This window comes from Corallococcus sp. CA053C, assembly GCF_003611675.1.
GTDB lineage: Bacteria > Myxococcota > Myxococcia > Myxococcales > Myxococcaceae > Corallococcus.
Map to the genome: position 1 here is coordinate 1 of NZ_RAWA01000190.1, position 17915 is coordinate 17915.

General features: G+C 69.8%; 15 protein-coding genes and 2 pseudogenes. 2 read left to right on the forward strand and 15 right to left on the reverse strand.

All coding sequences use genetic code 11. The features are described 5' to 3' along the window. The 11 genes and pseudogenes from D7V97_RS23670 to D7V97_RS23730 form a co-directional block, all read right to left on the reverse strand. Positions 1-1266: pseudogene (locus D7V97_RS23670) on the reverse strand (hypothetical protein); the annotation flags it as partial. Positions 1267-1356: 90 nt separating this feature from the next. Beyond that, positions 1357-3084: a caspase family protein gene (locus D7V97_RS23675; RefSeq protein ID WP_120612932.1), complete on the reverse strand. Its 1728-nt coding sequence runs from the start codon at positions 3082-3084 to the stop codon at positions 1357-1359. Next, positions 3081-3863 carry a hypothetical protein gene (locus D7V97_RS23680; RefSeq protein WP_199728912.1) on the reverse strand — a complete coding sequence of 261 codons (783 nt, stop codon included), beginning with the start codon at positions 3861-3863 and terminating at the stop codon, positions 3081-3083. Before D7V97_RS23680 ends, D7V97_RS23675 begins: the two co-directional genes overlap by 4 nt. Further along, positions 3860-4555 (reverse strand): RNA polymerase sigma factor, encoded by a 696-nt coding sequence (locus tag D7V97_RS23685; RefSeq protein ID WP_120612934.1) that lies wholly within the window; start codon positions 4553-4555, stop codon positions 3860-3862. The genes D7V97_RS23680 and D7V97_RS23685 overlap by 4 nt, the downstream gene beginning before the upstream one ends. A 311-nt stretch (positions 4556-4866) precedes the next feature. Beyond that, positions 4867-6054 (reverse strand): acyltransferase, encoded by a 1188-nt coding sequence (locus tag D7V97_RS23690; protein WP_120612935.1) that lies wholly within the window; start codon positions 6052-6054, stop codon positions 4867-4869. A gap of 275 nt (positions 6055-6329) precedes the next feature. Continuing rightward, positions 6330-6608: a hypothetical protein gene (locus tag D7V97_RS23700; protein WP_120612937.1), complete on the reverse strand. Its 279-nt coding sequence runs from the start codon at positions 6606-6608 to the stop codon at positions 6330-6332. A 62-nt stretch (positions 6609-6670) separates the two neighbouring features. Further along, positions 6671-8593 carry a serine/threonine-protein kinase gene (locus tag D7V97_RS23705; protein WP_120612938.1) on the reverse strand — a complete coding sequence of 641 codons (1923 nt, stop codon included), beginning with the start codon at positions 8591-8593 and terminating at the stop codon, positions 6671-6673. A 33-nt stretch (positions 8594-8626) separates the two neighbouring features. After that, positions 8627-9559, reverse strand: coding sequence for a DUF2381 family protein (locus D7V97_RS23710; protein WP_120612939.1), 933 nt, complete (start codon positions 9557-9559; stop codon positions 8627-8629). A 134-nt stretch (positions 9560-9693) separates the two neighbouring features. Next, a complete protein-coding gene (locus tag D7V97_RS23715) occupies positions 9694-10236 on the reverse strand; it encodes a hypothetical protein (RefSeq protein WP_199728913.1) in 543 nt (180 codons plus the stop codon). A gap of 777 nt (positions 10237-11013) precedes the next feature. Beyond that, complete coding sequence (locus D7V97_RS23725; protein WP_120612940.1) at positions 11014-11700, reverse strand: hypothetical protein; 687 nt, start codon at positions 11698-11700, stop codon at positions 11014-11016. A 13-nt stretch (positions 11701-11713) separates the two neighbouring features. Then, positions 11714-12094 (reverse strand): hypothetical protein, encoded by a 381-nt coding sequence (locus tag D7V97_RS23730; protein ID WP_120612941.1) that lies wholly within the window; start codon positions 12092-12094, stop codon positions 11714-11716. Between the two features lie 324 nt (positions 12095-12418). Here D7V97_RS23730 and D7V97_RS23735 point away from each other — a divergent pair, with 324 nt between their 5' ends. Then, the gene (locus D7V97_RS23735) at positions 12419-13075 is read left to right on the forward strand and encodes an outer membrane beta-barrel protein (protein WP_147444948.1); all 657 of its coding nucleotides are present in this window, start codon (positions 12419-12421) and stop codon (positions 13073-13075) included. Positions 13076-13091: 16 nt separating this feature from the next. Here the strand turns inward: D7V97_RS23735 and D7V97_RS23740 are convergent, their stop codons facing one another. The 4 genes from D7V97_RS23740 to D7V97_RS23755 all read right to left on the reverse strand — a co-directional run bounded on the left by D7V97_RS23740 (position 13092) and on the right by D7V97_RS23755 (position 17353). Next, entirely contained in the window at positions 13092-13661 is a 570-nt protein-coding gene (locus tag D7V97_RS23740; RefSeq protein WP_120612943.1) for a head protein, read from the reverse strand. Continuing rightward, positions 13658-14251, reverse strand: a complete 594-nt coding sequence (locus D7V97_RS46035) for a hypothetical protein (RefSeq protein WP_233583139.1) — start codon at positions 14249-14251, stop codon at positions 13658-13660. The genes D7V97_RS23740 and D7V97_RS46035 overlap by 4 nt, the downstream gene beginning before the upstream one ends. A 26-nt stretch (positions 14252-14277) precedes the next feature. After that, positions 14278-14880: a head protein gene (locus D7V97_RS23750; RefSeq protein WP_120612944.1), complete on the reverse strand. Its 603-nt coding sequence runs from the start codon at positions 14878-14880 to the stop codon at positions 14278-14280. 112 nt (positions 14881-14992) lie between these two features. After that, positions 14993-17353, reverse strand: a complete 2361-nt coding sequence (locus D7V97_RS23755; RefSeq protein ID WP_233583141.1) for a lamin tail domain-containing protein — start codon at positions 17351-17353, stop codon at positions 14993-14995. Between the two features lie 242 nt (positions 17354-17595). On the opposite strand from D7V97_RS23755, the pseudogene D7V97_RS23760 reads away from it, so the two are divergent. Further along, a pseudogene (locus D7V97_RS23760) lies at positions 17596-17915 on the forward strand (transcriptional regulator); the annotation flags it as partial.

Consider the following 17915-nt stretch of genomic DNA (forward strand, 5'->3'; position numbering starts at 1 on the left):
GCCATCCACGGGGGTATAGGCGATGTACGGGGAGCCCACCCGGACCACGCCCCCGTCCTCCACGTGCAGCGCGGTGCCGACGGGGAAGGCCACCCCGCCATCCGACGACTCCACCGGCAGCCAGGGCGTGACGCTCCCAGCATCCGCCCCAGGCGTCAGCGCCCACACGGACATGCGGCTGAACTGCCTGTTGTCCCGGTCCTGCACGAGCGCATGTGTGGGGCCGTCGTCCCCCATGTGCAGCGCGGGCGAGTAGCTCTGGTACGGGCCCATGAACTGCCGCTGCCACTCGGCCCCGTCCTTCACCCACCACCAGGTGCCCGCGGCGTCGGAGCCAATCACGTGCGGGCGCCCCCGCGCATCCACCTGGAACTGGAAGCGAGGGCGCCCCGCGCTGGTGGGCACCTTCCAGTCCAGGCGCTCCGCGGTCCAGACGCCCGTCGCGTTCGTCGCGTACACGGGGCTGTTCTCCATGGACCCCTTGCTGATGAAGAGGAAGTGGAGGTGGTCGGAGGCATCCACCACCAGCTGCTCCAGCTCCCCCACCGGACCGAGCCCCGTGAGCTGGGTCGTGCGCCAGCCCGTCGTGCCAGGACGAAGCCCGTGGACGTAGATGGTCCCCTGCTGGGGCACGGTCTGCTGCATCAGCACGTGCAGCCCGCCCCACGCATCGAAGGCCAGCGCCGCGGGGAGGCCTTGCAACAGCGCGTGCGTCTCCCAGGTGCCTGTCCGGTCATGCGCGTAGTAGACCCAGTCGTTCTGCGTGAAGAGGACGTGGTGGGCCCCCAGGGAGTCCCGCACCATGCGCACGGGCTGGAAGCTCAACGCCTCGTCGATGCGCCGGGGCGTGTCGCCCGGCTTCGTGGTGCCCACGTAGAGCCGTGAGGCCTTCACGTACGCGTAGTGCCCCACGCCGTTCGCATCGAAGTGGAAGGCCATCTCCGCGTTGTCCGCGCCCTCGTCCAGCAGCCGCGTCGTCCACCCCGGCTCCACGCAGCCGGGCTCCACGGTCCCCGCGTCCTCCGGTCCCCCGTCTCGCGGCCCACCGTCCTCCGGTCCTCCATCCTTCGGCCCACCGTCCTCGGTCCCCGCGTCGTTGTCCAGACTCCCCACGACGACGACACAGACGCCCGCGTCGTTCTTGTAGGCGAAGCCCCTGTCCGCCGGGGTCAGGTTGTTGACGCAGATGGGGTCGCAGCCTGTCAGCAGCAGCGCCGACAGGGCGGCGCCCGACACCACGGCATGCATGACAAGGGAGTGGGCCACGGAAGGGACCGTCAGGGGCTCGGGGTTGGCGCGGCGTGCGACTTCAGCGCACGGCACACGGACACGGCCGGGCCCTACGGCCCGTGTCCGCTAGCGCCGCAGGGAGATTTCCAATCCGTACTGCGGATCCATTCCGGTCCGGCCATTCGCGGTGACGCGGTCCAGGCCTACCTGGGCGGACAGCCGCAGCTTCATGCCCGCGAGCCGCCCCGTGACGCCCGCGGCCACGTGGCTGGTGAGCAACAGCGGATCCGCCTGCCGGACGCCGGGCGCCGTCAGGCCCAGCACTCCCCAGCCCACCCCCACCTCCGCGAACAGTGGCGTGCGCGCCGGGTTCTGCAGGCCCACCAGCCCCTCCAGCGTGAAGCGGTGCAGGCGGATGCCGTCCCGCGACGCGAGCGGCGTCACGCCGTAGGCTCCGCGCGCGCCGTAGTACAGCAGGTGCACGGAGGCGGACGGGGTGCGCCACGACAGGCTGGGGCCAGTGGCGAAGCTCGCCAGGCCCAACGGCGAACGCCCCGCGCCCAGCCCCAGCTCCCAGGCGGAGCCCGTCGCGGACGGCGGGGCGCTCAGGCGCGGCATCAGGCCGCCGATGGCGGACGGCTGGAAGACCGTGAAGTCCACGGGCACCAGGCCCGCGGCGACGACGTACTCGTCGTAGAACGAGCGATCCAACGGCACGGCGAACAGGCCCTGCCGGAGCGCCTCCTCGGCGGGGCCGCGCTCCTGCAACTCCCGGGGGTGGAACTCCGGTGGCCCCGAGGACAGCTGCGCCAGCGTGACGCGCGCCTCCGCGTCCGGCGCGCGCACCCAGTACACGTCACGAGGCGGCAGCAATATCTGCGTCCACTGCTGCAGCGAGCGCCGCACGTCCACCAGCCGCTGGCCGTCCGCGTCCTCCACGGACAGGCGCGCGTACTCGAAGCCCGCGGGGAAGGTGACGCTGGGGCCTTCCGGCGCCGGGCCCACCAGCGGACGCCGGGGCGCCGCCGTGGGCGCGAAGGCGTTCACCGACAGCCGCGCGGGCATGCCCTTCACGCCGTGCAGCGACGCGGCCACGAAGGCGGCCAGCTCGCTGTACTCCACCTGTCCGTCGCCGTTGATGTCCGCGCCGCCCAGCAGGCCGGAGCGCGCCACATGGCTGAAGACGCCCGCGCGGATGCGAGACCACTCGTGCGTCTCCCCGTCGTCGCTCTCCGCGAAGAGGGCGCCCACGTTGGGCCGCGACGCCAGCTGCTCGCGCGCGAGCACCCCGCGCAGCTCCGCCAGCAGCGCCGCGTCCGGCGTCCCCCCGCGACGGCCCACCACGCCCGACGCGCGGCACGCGTCCGCGATGACGTGCACGTAGTCCGCGCCCAGCGGATCCACGACCTCCGAGTAGAGGCTGGTCCGGTCCAGGCGCGCATCCGCGAGCGTGAAGTAGGCGCGGCCCGCGTCGTCCGTGTTGCCGTGGCCCACGTAGATGATGAGCACGTCCACCTGGCGCCCCGCCGCGTGGTCCGCGAGCGACGCCGCCTGGAGCCGCTTCACGGCCTGCGCCACCGCCTCGCGCGTGGGGGCGTGCGCGCCCTTCAGCACGAGGCTGCCCGCGTCGCGCGTGGGCTCGTCCGGGTCCACCAGCAGCGTGGTGTCCACGCCCAGGCGCTTGAGCGTCTCCGCCCACAGCACGCCGTCGTCGTCCGCGTAGCGCAGGGGCGCGAGCGCGGGATCATCACTGCCGTTGTGCGCGATGACGAGCGCCCGGCGCACCGTGTCCGCCAATGCCTCCGGAGCCGCCAGCAACAGGGCCGCTCCGAGCAGCATCTCCCACTTGTTCATGGTCCTTCCTCTACCCGGACCTCCTGCCTGAGCACCACCACCCCCTCCGTCGTCCCCCCACGCAGGGCCGCCAGGGTGGCGTCCGGGTGCTCGGAGAACGCGGCGGTGACCTCGGCCATATCGGAGGTCGCGGGCAGGGCGACCGTCAGCTCCAGGGGGCCTTCCTCGCCCGCACTGCCGCTCAGCGCGAACGGCCCGTTGACCTCTTCGCGCCCACCGGCGCGCACCCGCACCGCCACGTGGGTGTAGGGAGGACGGGCACCCGCCGCGAACGCCAGCGTGGCGCCCGGCGCGCAGGCCGTCCCCGTGCGCACCTCGCGCAGCGACTGGCCGGGGGCCGCGCAGAAGATGCGCAGCACGGGCTGCGCGAGCGGCACGGCGGGCGGGGCGGGATCATGCACGACCCCCCTCGGGCTCCACTCGGGCTCCGTGGGGGTGGGGCGGACGGTGGGCACCACCACCACGGCGAAGAGGGCCGCGAGCGTGGCGCCCAGCACCGCGAGCGTGGGCCACCGCGAGTGCGCCGCGTCCGGAGGGGCCGCCGCGCCGAGGGCGGCCTCCAGGCCCGCGACGGTGAGCGTCTCCAGCTCCATGGTGGTGGGGGTGTCCGTCTGGCCGGACTCGAAGACGCGGTGGGCGCGGGCCCACTTGTTGTAGCGGGAGCCACAGCGGGAGCAGGCGTGGGCGTGGCGCAGGAGTCGCGAGGATTCAGGGGCGGACAGCTCGCCCAGGGACCAGCGCGTCAGTCCCGCGTCCACATGGCGTTCGTACCACTTCATGGGAGGCTCCCGAATGGGATGGCGCACAGGGACAGGGTGGCCAGCATGAGGCCCAGCTCCAGGCGTCCCGGTGCGGCGTCACTGTCCAACCAGCCCGAGTCCTTCAGGTGTTCGGTGAACTGCAAGCGCAGGCGGCGCTCGCGCACCCGCACCTCGCCGCGGGTGAGCTTCAGCTGGTCAGCGGCGGCTTCCTGGGAAAGGCCGTCCATGAAGCGCAGTTGGGCCAGGTCGCGGCCTTCCTCGGGCAGTGCGTCCAGGAAGCGGCGCACCAGGGCGCGGATCTCGGAGCTGAGCGCCTCTTCCTCGGGGGTGCGGCTGTCGTCGGGCGCGTGCACCAGCTCCGGCGCGTCCTCCAGCGGGACGGCCTCGCGGGCCACCCGGCCGGAGGCGCGCATCAGGTCGATGGCGGTGGAGCGCGCCACCGTGAGCAGGAAGCCCAGGTAGGGGCGCACCCCGTCGTAGGCCTGGCGCATGTGGGGGCGGAAGGCCCGCACGAACGTCTCCTGGTGGGCCGCGTCCAGGTCCAGGGGCGTGAGCGCCACCGACCGCGCCCCCCCTTCCGAGTGCACGGAGAAGCGGCGCGACAGGTAGCGCAGCACCTCCGGCGAGTAGGTGCGGTAGACCTGGGTGAGCACGGGGGTGTCCCCCCGGCGGAAGGCCTCCAACACCGACCGCTCGTTTCCTGGCAGCACGTGGATGCTCCGTCCCTGCGACGGGCCTGACCGGGCCCCTCTGGAAAAGAAATACGAAATGACCTTGGGAATCGGGTCGTGACCCAACGCACAAGGCGCGTTTTCTTGAGCGGAGGACGTGTCGGGGCGGCCGTTTGGATTCAAATCCGGTGCGTCGGGTGTCAGGGCGCGGCGGGGTCGACCACGTGGCCCGTCGGGATAGCCCCTTCCTCACGTATTTGTTCGGCTCCTTTCTCGCTCAACAGGCTCTTCAAGTGACTCTGAAGTTCGTGCAGGTGACGTGGCGGTTGGCGGCCACTGCGAGCGAGGAATCAAGGAAGAGAGGCATGGGGCGGGCGGCCCGGTGTGCGCTCGGCGTCGTTCCGAGGAAACGGGTGGGCTCTGCTGGACCGCATCCAGTACTCGCGAAGCCGAAGGAAGGGGCGCTCGACAGCGACATGCAGCAACGTGGAGGCTGCCAGGAGACACCCTACGTAGGCGAGCACCGTCGCTGGATGGAAAGGCCCCCACCCGAGTTTTTCCATCGCATCGAGGGCGAGGTTCTTGGTGAAGGTATGTGTCAGGTACATGCAGTAGGTCATGGACGCGAGCCACCTTGCGCCGGGCATGCGCCCGAGCGTTCGTGCTCCCTCGTCCGAGGCGGCGAAGACCACCAGCGCCGCGAAGCCGACCGCAAGGACCGGAAAGAGGACGGCACAGCCCAGCAGCGTCTTGTTCGCGGCGCACAGGGGCCAGGCGAGGGAGAGACTCACAAGCGCGAGCAGGCCCGAGCACAGAGGCGCACGCCGCCAACGCTCCCAGACGACAGGCCGGAAAACGTGAACCAGGGCCAGGAGCACTCCGGCCAGGAGCCCATCCATACGATTCCAGGTCGGCCAGTAGACCCACTTCCAATAGATGGGGTTGAGGGGCACTCCCTCCGGGACCGAAGCCAGGTGGGACTCCCAGGCGAAGCTCCGAAGCAGGACGCCCGCGGCGATCAGCCCCAGTGAGAGGATGCCGACTCCGCGCACTCCTACTCGAGGCGCAAGGGCGAGGATCAGCAGCGGGAGTACGAGATAGAACTGCTCTTCGACGCACAACGACCAGGCGTGTCCGAAGGGCCCACCCTCGAAGCCGATGTTCTGCGTGAAGGTGAGAAACTTCCACAGGGGCCCCATGCTCTCCGCTCCCCGCACCGTGGGGACCAGGGCATACAGCGCCAGCACGGCCCAGTAACTCGGCAGAATCCTGAAGAGGCGGCGCAGGTAGAACGAGAGGAGTTGCGGCCGCTCGCCAGCGGCAATGGGCTCTAGCAATTGGCGGCCGATGAGGAAGCCACTGAGGACGAAGAACAGGTCCACGCCCGTCCATCCGAACCTGGTGGTTTCCGCGAACCAGGCTGGAGCTCCGGTGTGTGGATAGTGCCGGCCCACGACTCCGAGAATCGCGAAGACTCGAAGGGTGTCCAGGCCCGGAAGACGCGAGGAGAGGGAGGCAGAGGGGGGCTGCGGAGACATGAACAGATACTAGTCCTCCTCTTGGCCAGGGTTCCCCTGGTGCCAGCGGCACCTGTGAGGCAGCCTTCTCGAACTCGACGGGGCTGACGTGGCCGAGCCCGTCAACGCCATATCGAGAGCCGAGAGCACCAGGTGCCGGTCGATGCAGTGGTCCATGGCCCAGCCGATGACGCGCCGGCTGAAGAGGTCCAACACCGACTGCTCGTTTCCTGGCAGCACGTGGATGCTCCGTCCCTGCGACGGGCCGGGAGGATTCAAGCCCGGTGTATCGGGTGTCAGGGCGCGGCGGGGTCGACCACGTGGCCCGTCCACCCGCCGGGTTTGTCCTCTTCCCAGCGCAGCGTGGAGTGCCCCCCGTAGAGCCGGGTCAGGTGCTGGAGCATGAAGGTCCGCGCTTCCTCGAACGGGGCAGAAGGCGGGCACTCGAGCAGCCGCCCATCGAGGATCGTGAGCGGCTCCGTGTAGACGGCGTAGCGCCAGCCTTCGAGCGGCTTGGGATGGTAGAGCACGACGCGGCGGGGCTGCTCCTTCTCCGCATCCTGGTCCTTGGGCATGTGCCCCCATTACTACGAGGGGAGCGTCTCACGCATGCCGTCGCCGGTTCCCACCGTCAGCGTCAGGGGAAGGCGTCCACGACGGTGTAGCCCACGCTCCGAGGCACGATGGCGGCGCCGGGCTTGGAGCCCGCCTCCTTCCACCAGCCTTCTTCGGGATTCCCGAGCACGAGGCAGACAGGATAGGTGCGGCCGTCGGGTGTCTCCGCGCGCGTGTAGCGGCCCATGACCCGCTCGCCACCCGTCCACAGCCGGCCGTAGAGCAGGGTGCCTTGCGGGAGGCGACCCATGCTCTCCTTCTGGACGCTGACGATGTCGCCATCTCCGACGGTGACTGTCTGTGCATCGTTCCGCCACGTGTAGCGAATGTCGAGCGTCATGGCGGCCCTGTTATCCCTCTGCAGGTCCAGCTCCTTCATCGCCTCCAGGGCTGCCTGTGGGCAGCGCTGCGGTTCAGGGCGCAGGGGTGTGCCCGCGCAGGCGACGAGCGTGGACGCAGCGCCGACGGCCAACGTGCAGCCCCTCGCGAGTGAGCGTGCGTGCGAGGCGCGGTCCTGCTTCAAGGGAACGGTCATGGCTTTCTCCTCCAGCGGGCGCGGCGCATGGGAAGGAGGGGCCGCCCCGGGCGCGGCAGCTTGGTCGGGCGCCGCCGGCTGCGCCATCGGTGGTGACACAGGGCGCGCGGCGTCGACCGTGGATGCCCCTGCATGGGGCTTCAGGATCCAGGTCAGCAAGCCCATGGCCATGACGAAGAGGATGCCACCTGTCCCCCGGCGCCAGGTCGCACGGAGCGCCTGTCGGCGACGCACCGGGCCTGCGGCGAGGATGGCCCGCGCTTCCATGCGGGCCACATGGGCCGGGGCTCGGCGGCGCAGCTCTCGCGCGTCGTGCAGGGCGCGGAGCCGGTCCACGCGTTGAAGGCGCGCATGTTGGAGCGCCACTTCCTGTCCGGGCGCCACCGGGCCCGCCGCGCCCGCCTCCTCCTCGGTGGTGCGTGACTGTGGAGAGCGAGGATGGGCCCAGTCGAACAGCGGCACGTCCCAGGCCGCGTCCGCGGTCGCCAGGGCTTGTCGGGCCTCGGAGGCCAGCACGGAAGCACTCGGGGGCCGCGCTTCGGGCGAGAAGGCGAGCAACCGGGTGATCAGCGAGGCCAGTGCCTCCGGTACACGCGGATTGAGCGACAGGAGGGAAGGGAACGCGTGCCCCTCCTCGAGCCGTGCTGCGTCCGCCCTCGACGCGGCGACCGGATAGGCCTCCGTCAGCAGTCGGTAGAAGCTGACGCCCACGGCATACAGCTCATCCGCCACCGAGTAGAGGGGGCGCTCCGCGGCTTGGATTGAGGACACCGACGCGCGAAGGAGGTGGAGCTGGGGGCTGTAGTAGTGCGCCGTGCCAGGAGGAAGCTGGTCGGTCGCGGTGAGCGGTGCGGCCTCCGGATGCCAGCCCGCGCCCCAGTCCAGGAGCATGAGTCGCCCCTCGGGTTGGATCCGGATGTTGTCGCCCTTGAAGTCGCGGTGCAGGACGCCGCGCTGGTGCGCGAAGGCGAGGACCTCCGAGGACTGCGCGAGCAGCCCGCCCACGTCACGTGCGCTGGGGTTGCGAGCAAGTGACCACGCGTAGAGTGACTCACCCTCCACGTGCTCCATCACCAGGAACGGGTAGCCCAGGGCACCCGGCCGCCACGTTCCGGTAGCCATCAACCGGGGCACGCCGGGGTGCCGCAATTGGGAGAGGATCTCCGCCTCGCGCGCGAACCACGGGCTGTCAGGGTGGCGGGCCAGCTTCAGGGCATATCGCTGGGCACGCGGTCTGCCTGCCCTGCGCACGGCGTAGACGGTGCCATAGCCGCCTGCCGCCAGTCGTTGCAGGACTTCCCAACGGGCCAACCGGGTGCCTGGGGGAAGTGCCTCCACGGACACCACGACGGGGAAGGGTGCGTCCGGCTTTCGCAGTGCTGCCCCTCCGGACGAAAGCTCACCGCGCATGAGCCCTCCACTCCCAAAGCCTGTCACCGCCGCTCATGGCGCCACCTGTTCCCACCGGACACCGCGTTCACCGTTCCGGTCCCACAACTCCAGGGTGAAGCGCGTTCCAGGAGTCGCCTCAGGAGGGACCTGCCACTCCACCACCACGACAGCACGAGCGCCGGGCTCCAGGTGTTTCTCACGCATGATCAGAGGGGATTCGTGGGCCGGCAGCACACGGCCCTCGGAGAGGCGTGGCGTCACGCGGGCGAAGCCTGGGACCCAGGGAGCGCCGTCCGTGGGATTGCTCAGCAGGGTCGCCAGCGCGCGAGTGGAACCGGCGCGATAGAGCGTGTGCGGTCCCTCCGCGTCCATGCCGATGCGGGTGGGTGCCTCCGAGAGGTAGGTCACGGTCACGCCCTTGCTGGTGACAGCCCCCGTCAGTACCGCGCCCCCCAATCCACTGAACGCGCACTGCGCCCGCAGCGTCGCGAGTCCGGCCTCGGTGACCGCGCACCGGGCCCGCAGGTCCGCGAGCTCTCTTCCCAGGTCCTGCGCGCTGCGCCCCAACCGGAAGACCTCCACCTGCGAGTCCACTTCCCCGTCCACGGTCGTGAGCACGAACCCCACCTGCGAAGGAGCGCCCGGCCCCGCGAAGCGCACGGTGATCACGGGCCGAGTGCCAGAGGGCAGGTCCACGGAGGCCTTGAGCACGAGCGCGTCCGCATAGACGCCCACGCGCGAGAAGAACGGCGCGAGCGCGGCCCGGTCCACGGAGTCCGGAACGATGGGCGCATCGAACGTGACGGTGGTCACCTCCTGGGCGGCGACGCGCAGCGGAAGCAGCACCGGGGGCTCCTCCGCACGCAGCGTGAACTGCCGGGCCTTGCGCTCCCGCACCGGTGCGGTCCGAGGCTGTGCCACCGCCACCGAACCCACCACGGCCACCAGCACCACCACGGGAATGACCGAAGAGGACAGCGACATCACGGGTCACCTCCATCCTTCAAACCTAACAGATAGGGGTGACACGAAGAGGGATGTCCTGACCCGAGCGGGCCGGAAACTCACGGGGGCACGAAAGAATCTCAGACTACCTCAAGGATTCTTGAGGAAAAGGCCTACCCTGGGTTCGTCTCTTCAGGGATCGGGGCGGGTTGCGGGCTGGGAGGAGTCGCGGTGTCCGCAGGAGCTGAGGGCGCGGTCTCCCCGCCGGTGGGCGGAGGAGGCGCCTCTTCAAGCACAGGGGGTTGATCCATGGGCGCATCGAGAGTGCGGGGAGCCTTGGCCACCACTTCGCCTTGCGGCGTCACGGCATAGACCTGCCACCAGTCGAGGACACGCGCATTGGGTCCGCCACACCGACTGAACCGCTGTTCCACGGCGACGTAGTACAGGCCGGAGGTCGGGCCCGTGAAGACAGCAACATCGAGCCCCTGCTCGGGACTTGTGCAGCCATGGAAGAGATAGGGATGCGGATTGGACCTGATGACCTCTCGCAGCGCACCCACGGCGGCCTGGGCAGCGCACGCTTCGGTGAAGGGCAGGATGGTGGTGGAAGACCGTTCATCGGGCCATTGCACCTCGCCCTTCCACGCGGACCGGGGCTGCGCGCAGCCACAGACCAGCGCGGTGAGTGCTGAAAGCATGAAGGCCTTGCGCATGGCGGTGGTCACTCGTTCAGGAGCCGCAGGGCCCCCGGGCGGCATTGGGGGGCGCTGTTGAAGGGGGGACTTGCCCTGCGCGGTGCACATGTTCCGAGCGTGACCCAGCGCGAGGCGGACTGGCTCCATTGCTGGACTTCTCCCGTTGGAAAATAGCGGAGGAAGAAGCGCGTCCCGTCCTGCCGTTCCGCTACCAATGCCGAGGACATCTGGATGCCCTCTCCCTTGAACAGGGCGGGGGCGGGATTGCCTGGGATCATTCGGAGCTCCGTCATCGCGACGGTCGGGTCGAAGGCATCCGTGGGCCACAAGGACAAGTCCTCCGAAGAAGGAGCCGCCGCGCAAGGATGGTTGTGGATGTACCCCACGACCCAGACCTGGGATGAAGGATGGTCCGCGTCCGTCACGGCGAAGAAGGGGTTGCAGGACTCATGATCGCCTTGGATGGGCTCCGTCACCCGCCATGACATGGAGTCTTGATGACCAGCGACATACACCGTGGCGCAGTACTCGGTGGAGAGTCCCTTGATGGGGCGCCGCCTTATCGGGTCACACACCTTGGCGCCGGGTCGCTTGAGAAGTGCGTCCGCGACATCTCGAAGGAGTCCGATGGGGATGGAGGCATCGCCGGTTGGAAGTTCCATCGCTGGGACCTCGGCCCAGGGGCCTCGCGCAATCGGGGCGCCCGAAACGGTCGTGTTCGGAGAGGGGGTGCCTGCGCACGCCATCTGAAGCAGGAGGAGGGGCCACAAGACTTTCATTGGAATGTCCTCGCCGCTACGACCGACGGCCCGTCTTCCGGGCGAAGAACGCGCGGTTGAACGTCCCGAGTCCCCACATGCGCGGGTCGTCCGGGTGGTCCTCCTTGGCGAAGACCTCATCGCTGCGCTGTGCCAGCCAGCGGATGAACTCCTCTCGCGACGCGAAGGTCGCCGTCGGCTGCGAGTCCCCCTGGGCGTACCGGAGCCCATGCGCGTACGTCCCGTCCCCGGGCTTCCACAGCGCCCGGAACACGCCGTCCCGCGGGTCGATGGCGACGGACAATTCACCCCCGGCATCGAGGATCTCCGCCACCCGCTGCGCCAACGCGCGCCCGTAGGGTCGGGCATCGAAGTGGGCCTCGGCGCGCGCCTGCTCGCGCTCGTCCCGCTGCCGCCGCAGGTCGTCCGACAGCAGGATGCGCGGAGCCGCGTTCGCTTCGCAGACGACGGACAACGCGATGTTGCCCCGCGCGATGTCGGCCGCATGGTGCTGGCGCAAGAGGGCCTGGACCTGCTCGCGCTGCGCCGCCGGCAGGGCGCCGAACGTCAGCGCGCCGTTCGGGGCCGTGAAGATCAGCGTGTCGTCGTAGACCTCGCCCTGGTGCTTCAACGAGGCGGACAGCTCGATGCGCGCGAGGCCCCGGGACACGCACTCGGTGCGCAGCCAGCGGACGACGTCGGAGTGTTCGTTCAGGGAGTCCATGGGAGCGCGTGCCTCAGAGGTCGCCACACGCCAGGACCGCGCCGCTGGCGTCGTTGAAGTCCGTCACCCGCGGGTGGATCGCGAAGGCGTGCGTGCCCTGGTAGGCCGTGAATGGCTTCGCGTGGGGGTCGCTCGCGTCGACGTCGCCGAGCGACTCGCACCGGCCTTCCTGGAGGAAGCCCAACAGGACCCGCCCCAGATCCGGGTGGGTGTCGTTCGTGGTGAACGTGAAGCGCGTCTCCTCCTGCCCCGGGCTGCCCGGGCTCTCGTCCACGAAGAGCGTCCCGGTGACCCCGGAGCCTGCCACCTCCGCGAGCTGCACCACCCGGCTCTGTTCCTCCCCGCCACACGCCGCGAGCCCCAGCAGCCCCAGCCACAGCCATCCATGTCGCATGTGAAGACCTCCCCCAAGCCCCAGGGCCGGGAATTCGCCGGGACCCTCGCACGAAGCAGGCCACCCCGGGGAGGCCCCGCCCGCGCCCGTGAATTCCCGGGGCCGCCCTCCGAGGAACTGACACACCTGTCAGCCTTCGCGGACGCCCGCGGGGCGCGGGACGGAACCCGCGTTCGTTCACGTCCTGACATGGCTGTCATGCTTCGCGAGGGGCTCCGGCTCCGCGTCGGAGGGGCCGCGCGCCATGGCCGTGCCCTTGCAGAGCGCGGCGGCGACGCATCCAAACGCTGTCTTGAGGACAGCCTGCTGCTCCCGGTGAACGACATGACTGCTCGATCCTTCATTCCCTCGCTGGTGATGTCCCTCTCCTTGTTGGCGTTGCCGGCGGCGGCCGACGATGCGTCGTCGGGCTCCGGGCTGGCGCTGGGCGTGCGCGCGGCGTACGGCATCCCCGTGGGGGACGCGGTGGAGGACACCGCGCTGTCGGACACGTTCGGCAAGACGGTGGCGCCGCAGGTCGACCTCTCCTACTTCTTCGGGCGACAGCTCTCCCTGGGCGCCTACTTCCAGTACGGCGTCGCGACGGGTCCCGACCGGTGCAACGAGGAGATCGACTGCAGCAGCCACGTGCTGCGGTTCGGCGTGGACCTGGACTACCACTTCGCGCCGGACGCGTTCGTGGCCCCCTGGGTGGGCGTGGGCGTGGGCTACGAGTCCGGCTCGGTGGAGGTGGGTGAGGACGGGGAGCTCGTGAAGCTGACCCTGCGCGGCTGGGACCTGGGGCACGCGCACTTCGGCGTGGACTTCCAGCTCACCCGCTCCATCGCGGTGGGCCCCTACGTCTCGGCGTCGCTGGGGCAGTACTCGGAGATGAAGGCCTCGGTGTTCGCGGGCGCGGAGGTCACCAACGACATTCCGAGCGAGCAGAAGGCGCTCCACCTGTGGATCCAGCCGGGCGTGCGCGTGCAGTTCCGGCTGTAGCCCGCGTGCCGTGCCCTCACGTCTCCTGAGAGGGAGGCGTGGGTGGGGGCAGGGGATAGAGGACGCGGTAGTCGATGCGGTGGTGATACGCGGCCAGGTACGGGGCCCCCGCGATGTCGATGATCACCTGGAGGGGTGGCGTGGGCTGCTGGTGCAGCCAGACCTCCGCCTCCGCCTTCGAGGCGAAGGACAGGCCCGAAGGTGGAGGCCCCTCGTTCGCCATCTCCGCGAGGTAGTACTCCAGGCTGTCCAGGGGACCCAGATGGCTCCATCCTCGGGCGCGACTGTGGAGCACGGTGAAGTATTGGTCCCCGATGAGGATGCAGGCGGAGTTGGGCGGTCGTTTCTGGGCCTTCAACCACGCCTCCGCCTCCGCCCGTGTGTCGAACCGGGCAATGGCAAGGGGGGGCGCATTGGCATCAATGCTTTGGACGTAGTCCTCGAAGTCGAAGCCCTGCCCGGTCGAATGGATGAACCGGAGGGCATCCGAGGCAATGCGGAGCGCCTCCTCGCTTCCGGGGGTGGTGGGAGCATCCTCAAGCCAGATCCGCCCGAGCACTTCCATCTGGTCGAAGAGCTTTGTCATGGGAGGGCTTCCGCCAGGGGACATACGGGCTCCCCCGGATACAGCGTCAAGAACAGCGTCGGCGCCAATACGACCAATCCCGCCCCTGCGGACACGACGACGAAAACGACACCCGCGATGACGACCACGCTTCCCACCAGCAGGGATGTCCGGTGACGACTCGCCCAGTCCGAGACCTCCTCCGCGGAGGACAACTCCTGGGGACGAAGCTTCTCCAGGTCGAGACAGTCGCGGTAGGCCGGCTCGCACTGTTTGACGCAGTGGTCGTTCTTCCCACCTTTTCCGCGCGGGATGCTGACATGCCCGAAGTCGCCACCCAGCGGGCGGCTCATGCACTCCCGGACGCACTCCAGGTTCTCCGCGTCGCAGTCGCGCACGGAGCGCGCGGTCCGCACGATGCGCGGCCCCTCCTCCGCCCTCACATACCTGGCGAGGTCGAACTCCCCCGCGGGCCGCCACTCCGCCGTGAAGCTCCCGTCCGGTGACTCCCGCAGGAGCAGCACCCTCCGGGGAAGCTCCTCCGGGGCAGGGGCCACCGTCGCCCGGGTTGCCCCACAGGCCGACAGCAGCACGCACAGCGCCACGGCCATGAAGCATCTCCCAACAGCTTCAGCATTCATTCGGCATTCCCTGTTCGAGGTGTTTCAGGGTCCTCGGATGAGGGAGGCGTGGGTGGGGGCAGGGGATAGAGGACGCGGTAGTCGATGCGGTGGTGGTACGCGGCCAGGTACGGGGCCCCCGCGATGTCGATGATCACCTGGAGGGGTGGCGTGGGCTGCTGGTGCAGCCAGACCTCCGCCTCCGCCTTCGAGGCGAAGGACAGGCCCGAAGGTGGAGGCCCCTCGTTCGCCATCTCCGCGAGGTAGTACTCCAGGATGAGGGGCTGCGGGACCAGATACGTCCTACCCGTCGAAGGGCTGTGCATCGCGGAGTAGTAGGCGTCCGCGATCAGCACGAAGGCCACCTCGGGGGGCCGCCTCCGGGCCTTCATCCCAGCCGCTGCTTCCTCCCGAGTGGCGAACCGGCCAATGACCAGGGGCGGTGCGTGGGCGTCGAGGCTCTGGACATAGTCCTCGAACTCGTAGGTCAGCCCGGACGTCTGGATGAAGCGGAGGGCCGTCGCGGCGACGCGCAGCGCTTCCTCGCTTCCGGGAGTCGGGGGGGCATCGTCGAGCCAGATCCGCCCGAGCACTTCCACCTGGTCGAAGAGTCTGGTCATGGAAGCGCCTCTTCCAGGGGCCGTGAAGCGCTGCCAGACCGCAGCCCGGGTGCGAACCGTCATGCTTCCCCCCAGCAGCTCTCCGGAGGGAAGTCGTACCGCCACGTCCCTGTCAGAACGCGCTGCCGTTCGCCCGCCGGCCCGGGGTCGCGGTGTAGTTGAACAGGTCCGAGCAGAGGCCCCAACTCCCCGTGGCGCTCGTGTCCGGTGAACGGTTGAACGAATAGCCCTGAATCACATTCATGACCGGGCTCGCGTACGAGTGGCTGTCCTGCACCGTGCCGTCCGGCCGCACCAGGTACACCGTGTCGCCCGCGCCGCTCTGATTGACGCCGCGGTCGAACCGCAGGCCCGCGCCGCCGTTGGAGGCCGTGGCGTACGTCGTGTCCTGCGGCAGCGCCGAGGCCCCCGAATACACCACGTACCCCTTGCCCGCCGGCAACACCGTCCCCGCCGCGAACGTGTGCCGCGCCGGGTCCGTGCCCGCGTACGACTTCGCGTCGTGGATCTTCCAGCCGCTCAGGTCCACCGACCCCGGCCCCGTGTTGTAGAGCTCCACGAACTGCTGGTCGTAGTCCGGCGTCCCGGCCGGGCCGTTGTTCGGCTGCGCCAGGTACTCGTTGATGAACACCTGCGCCGTGGGCCGCGTCAGCGTGAACGGCCCGTCACTCAGGTCCGCCACGTCGGCGCGCGTCGCGTCCGCCACCCGCACCCGCGCCGTGGTGGAGGCCTCGTTCGGCACCGTCCACGTGTAGCGCCCACCCCCCGCCGCCACGTTCGTCGCCACGTCGCGCCACACCGTCCCGTCCAGCGAGTACTGCACGTTCACCGTCGACACGTTGCTCACCGTCCAGGTGATGGCGAACGTGTTGCCCGCCTGCAGCGTCTCGCCGCCGTTGGGCGCGGTCACCTTCACGCTGCGCGCCTGTGCCTGCGTGCCGAAGTCGAAGCGGCTGAAGATGGGGTAGTGGTCGGACGTGGTGCTCTTGTAGTTGGTGATGAGCGGCCGGAGCACCTCCGTGGACGCCGCCACGTGGTACGGCACCAGTTCGTTCGTCACCAACTCGTGGTCGATGAACTGGGTGTTGCTCACCGTGGAGCGCACCCCGGCCTCCGACAGCGGCTGGGTGAGGAACTTGTAGTGCGCCGGGTCGCTCACCAGGTTCTGGAACGGCGAGGGGGTCGGGGTCGGTGGGCTCTGCGTGTAGATGGAGCTGTCCACGTCGTCGTTCCAGTCCCCCATCACCAGCACGTTCTGCGTGGGCAGGTTCGTGTCCAGGTACTCCTTGAGGCACGCGGCGGCGCCCTGACGCCGGCTGTACGCGTCCGCGTCCGCGAAGGCCTTCATGTGCAGCACCATCACGGTCAGGTCCACCGAGGCGGAGTTCCGCGTCACCCGCAGGTCCACGCGCAGCGGCGGTCGCCCGGCGAAGTCGCTGGCGCAGGACGACAGGACCACGTTCGCCGCCAGCACCTGCACCACGTCCGTCTTGAACAACAGGCCCAGCTTCTGGTCCGTCCCGCTGTAGTAGTAGGTCGCGCCACCCACCCGCGAGGAGTCGTTGGACAGGATGGCGTCGTAGCCGGGCAGCCCCGTCTTCAGCGCGTTGAACTGATCCACGCTGACGATCTCCGCCACCGCCATCACGTCCGGGCCCGCGTCCGCGAGCACGGCCGTCACGTTGGCCAGCTGCAGCGGCTCGTCGTCCGGGCCATTGCCGGGCGTCGTGTCCCCGAACCACTCGATGTTCCAGTTGCCCACCTTCAGGGGCATCACCGCCGTCGTCCCGCCGTCCGCCGTCGTCCCGCCGTCCGGCTTCGTCCCGCCGTCCGTCACCGGGCCGCCGTCGGGCAGCTCTCCGGTCGGCGTGCGCAGGGGCAGCCGCATCACGGCCTCCACGCGGACCCCGTTGGCGTCCTCCACCCGCACCGTGAACTCATACAGCGCGGGGTCCCGCGGCGTGCCGGACAGCACCCCGTTCGCGGGCAGCTCCAGGCCCGGCGGCAGTGCCCCGTTCACCTGCGACCAGGTCAAGGGCGGCGCTCCCCCGGTGGCGCTGAAGGTGAAGGTGAAGGGGCTGCCCGCCGTCGCGGCCGGCAACGGCGACGCGCTGGTGATGACCGGCGCGGGCCACGCGCGCAGCGAGTAGCTCCGCGTCTGTTCAGCGCCCTTCGCGTCGCGCACGCCCACCTTCAGCGTCCACTCGCCCGCTTCCGTCGCGGGCCCCACCAGCCGCCCGGTGTCCCCGTAGAAGGAGAACCCCGGCGGCAGCGCGCCCACCGAATAGTTCAGGGGCGGCGTGCCCCCGGTCGCCGTCAGCACCTGCTCGTAGGGGGCCCCCGCCGTCGCCGCGTGCAGCGCGACCGCGGGCAGCTGCGGGCCGTCCCCTTCATCGTCGGAGGGACACGCGGTCAGCGACACGACGGAGGTGAGCAGGGCCAGTGACCAGACCGCCCGGAAGGACCGCGACATGATGGGATGCTCCAGCACCGGGCCCGCGCTTCAGCGGTCTTCCCGGCAGAGGGCCCGCATCCTACCGTGTCGGCCATTCGACTGTCGCGCGGTCCTCCGGTTGCTCCCGGACAGGACGCCTGACGCACTGCCACATGGCAATGGATGGCGCATCCCGCCGTCCTGTCTGGACAGGGCGGAAGGCTTTGCGCTCCTGTCAGCCGTGCAGTTGGATGGGTTCAGGCAGACGGAGGAGACAGTTCATGGCCGAGAAGTGGGACAGGCAGTTGATGGACTTCCTCAAGCGCACCGGCGAGGACCTCAAGCGCACCACGGACGACCTCCGCGGTGAGGCCGAACGCCTCCTCAAGGAGGTGAAGGACCCGGACAAGCAGGCCAAGGTCAAGGAAGGCCTGGAGCAGCTGCGCACCTGGGCCGCCGCCACCACCAAGACCGCCGCGGAGAAGATTGAAACCGCCGTGCGCCGCGTGGAGACCACCGTGGAGGAGGCCTTCAAGCCCGGCACCGGTACCGGCGGCGCCAGCGGTGCCCCGCCGGCCGCCGGGCCCCCGGCCGAGACGCC

What these genes read in the sequence shown, in the direction of transcription:
- D7V97_RS23710 (WP_120612939.1), bottom strand. Translation starts at nt 9,559, where the DNA reads ATGTCGCTGTCCTCTTCGGTCATTCCCGTGGTGGTGCTGGTGGCCGTG.
- D7V97_RS23740 (WP_120612943.1), bottom strand. Translation starts at nt 13,661, where the DNA reads ATGACAAAGCTCTTCGACCAGATGGAAGTGCTCGGGCGGATCTGGCTT.
- D7V97_RS23735 (WP_147444948.1), top strand. Translation starts at nt 12,419, where the DNA reads ATGACTGCTCGATCCTTCATTCCCTCGCTGGTGATGTCCCTCTCCTTG.
- D7V97_RS23750 (WP_120612944.1), bottom strand. Translation starts at nt 14,880, where the DNA reads ATGACCAGACTCTTCGACCAGGTGGAAGTGCTCGGGCGGATCTGGCTC.
- D7V97_RS23680 (WP_199728912.1), bottom strand. Translation starts at nt 3,863, where the DNA reads ATGAAGTGGTACGAACGCCATGTGGACGCGGGACTGACGCGCTGGTCC.
- D7V97_RS23705 (WP_120612938.1), bottom strand. Translation starts at nt 8,593, where the DNA reads ATGCGCGGTGAGCTTTCGTCCGGAGGGGCAGCACTGCGAAAGCCGGAC.
- D7V97_RS23755 (WP_233583141.1), bottom strand. Translation starts at nt 17,353, where the DNA reads ATGTCGCGGTCCTTCCGGGCGGTCTGGTCACTGGCCCTGCTCACCTCC.
- D7V97_RS23715 (WP_199728913.1), bottom strand. Translation starts at nt 10,236, where the DNA reads ATGCGCAAGGCCTTCATGCTTTCAGCACTCACCGCGCTGGTCTGTGGC.
- D7V97_RS23725 (WP_120612940.1), bottom strand. Translation starts at nt 11,700, where the DNA reads ATGGACTCCCTGAACGAACACTCCGACGTCGTCCGCTGGCTGCGCACC.
- D7V97_RS23700 (WP_120612937.1), bottom strand. Translation starts at nt 6,608, where the DNA reads ATGCCCAAGGACCAGGATGCGGAGAAGGAGCAGCCCCGCCGCGTCGTG.
- D7V97_RS23730 (WP_120612941.1), bottom strand. Translation starts at nt 12,094, where the DNA reads ATGCGACATGGATGGCTGTGGCTGGGGCTGCTGGGGCTCGCGGCGTGT.
- D7V97_RS23690 (WP_120612935.1), bottom strand. Translation starts at nt 6,054, where the DNA reads ATGTCTCCGCAGCCCCCCTCTGCCTCCCTCTCCTCGCGTCTTCCGGGC.
- D7V97_RS46035 (WP_233583139.1), bottom strand. Translation starts at nt 14,251, where the DNA reads ATGGCCGTGGCGCTGTGCGTGCTGCTGTCGGCCTGTGGGGCAACCCGG.
- D7V97_RS23675 (WP_120612932.1), bottom strand. Translation starts at nt 3,084, where the DNA reads ATGAACAAGTGGGAGATGCTGCTCGGAGCGGCCCTGTTGCTGGCGGCT.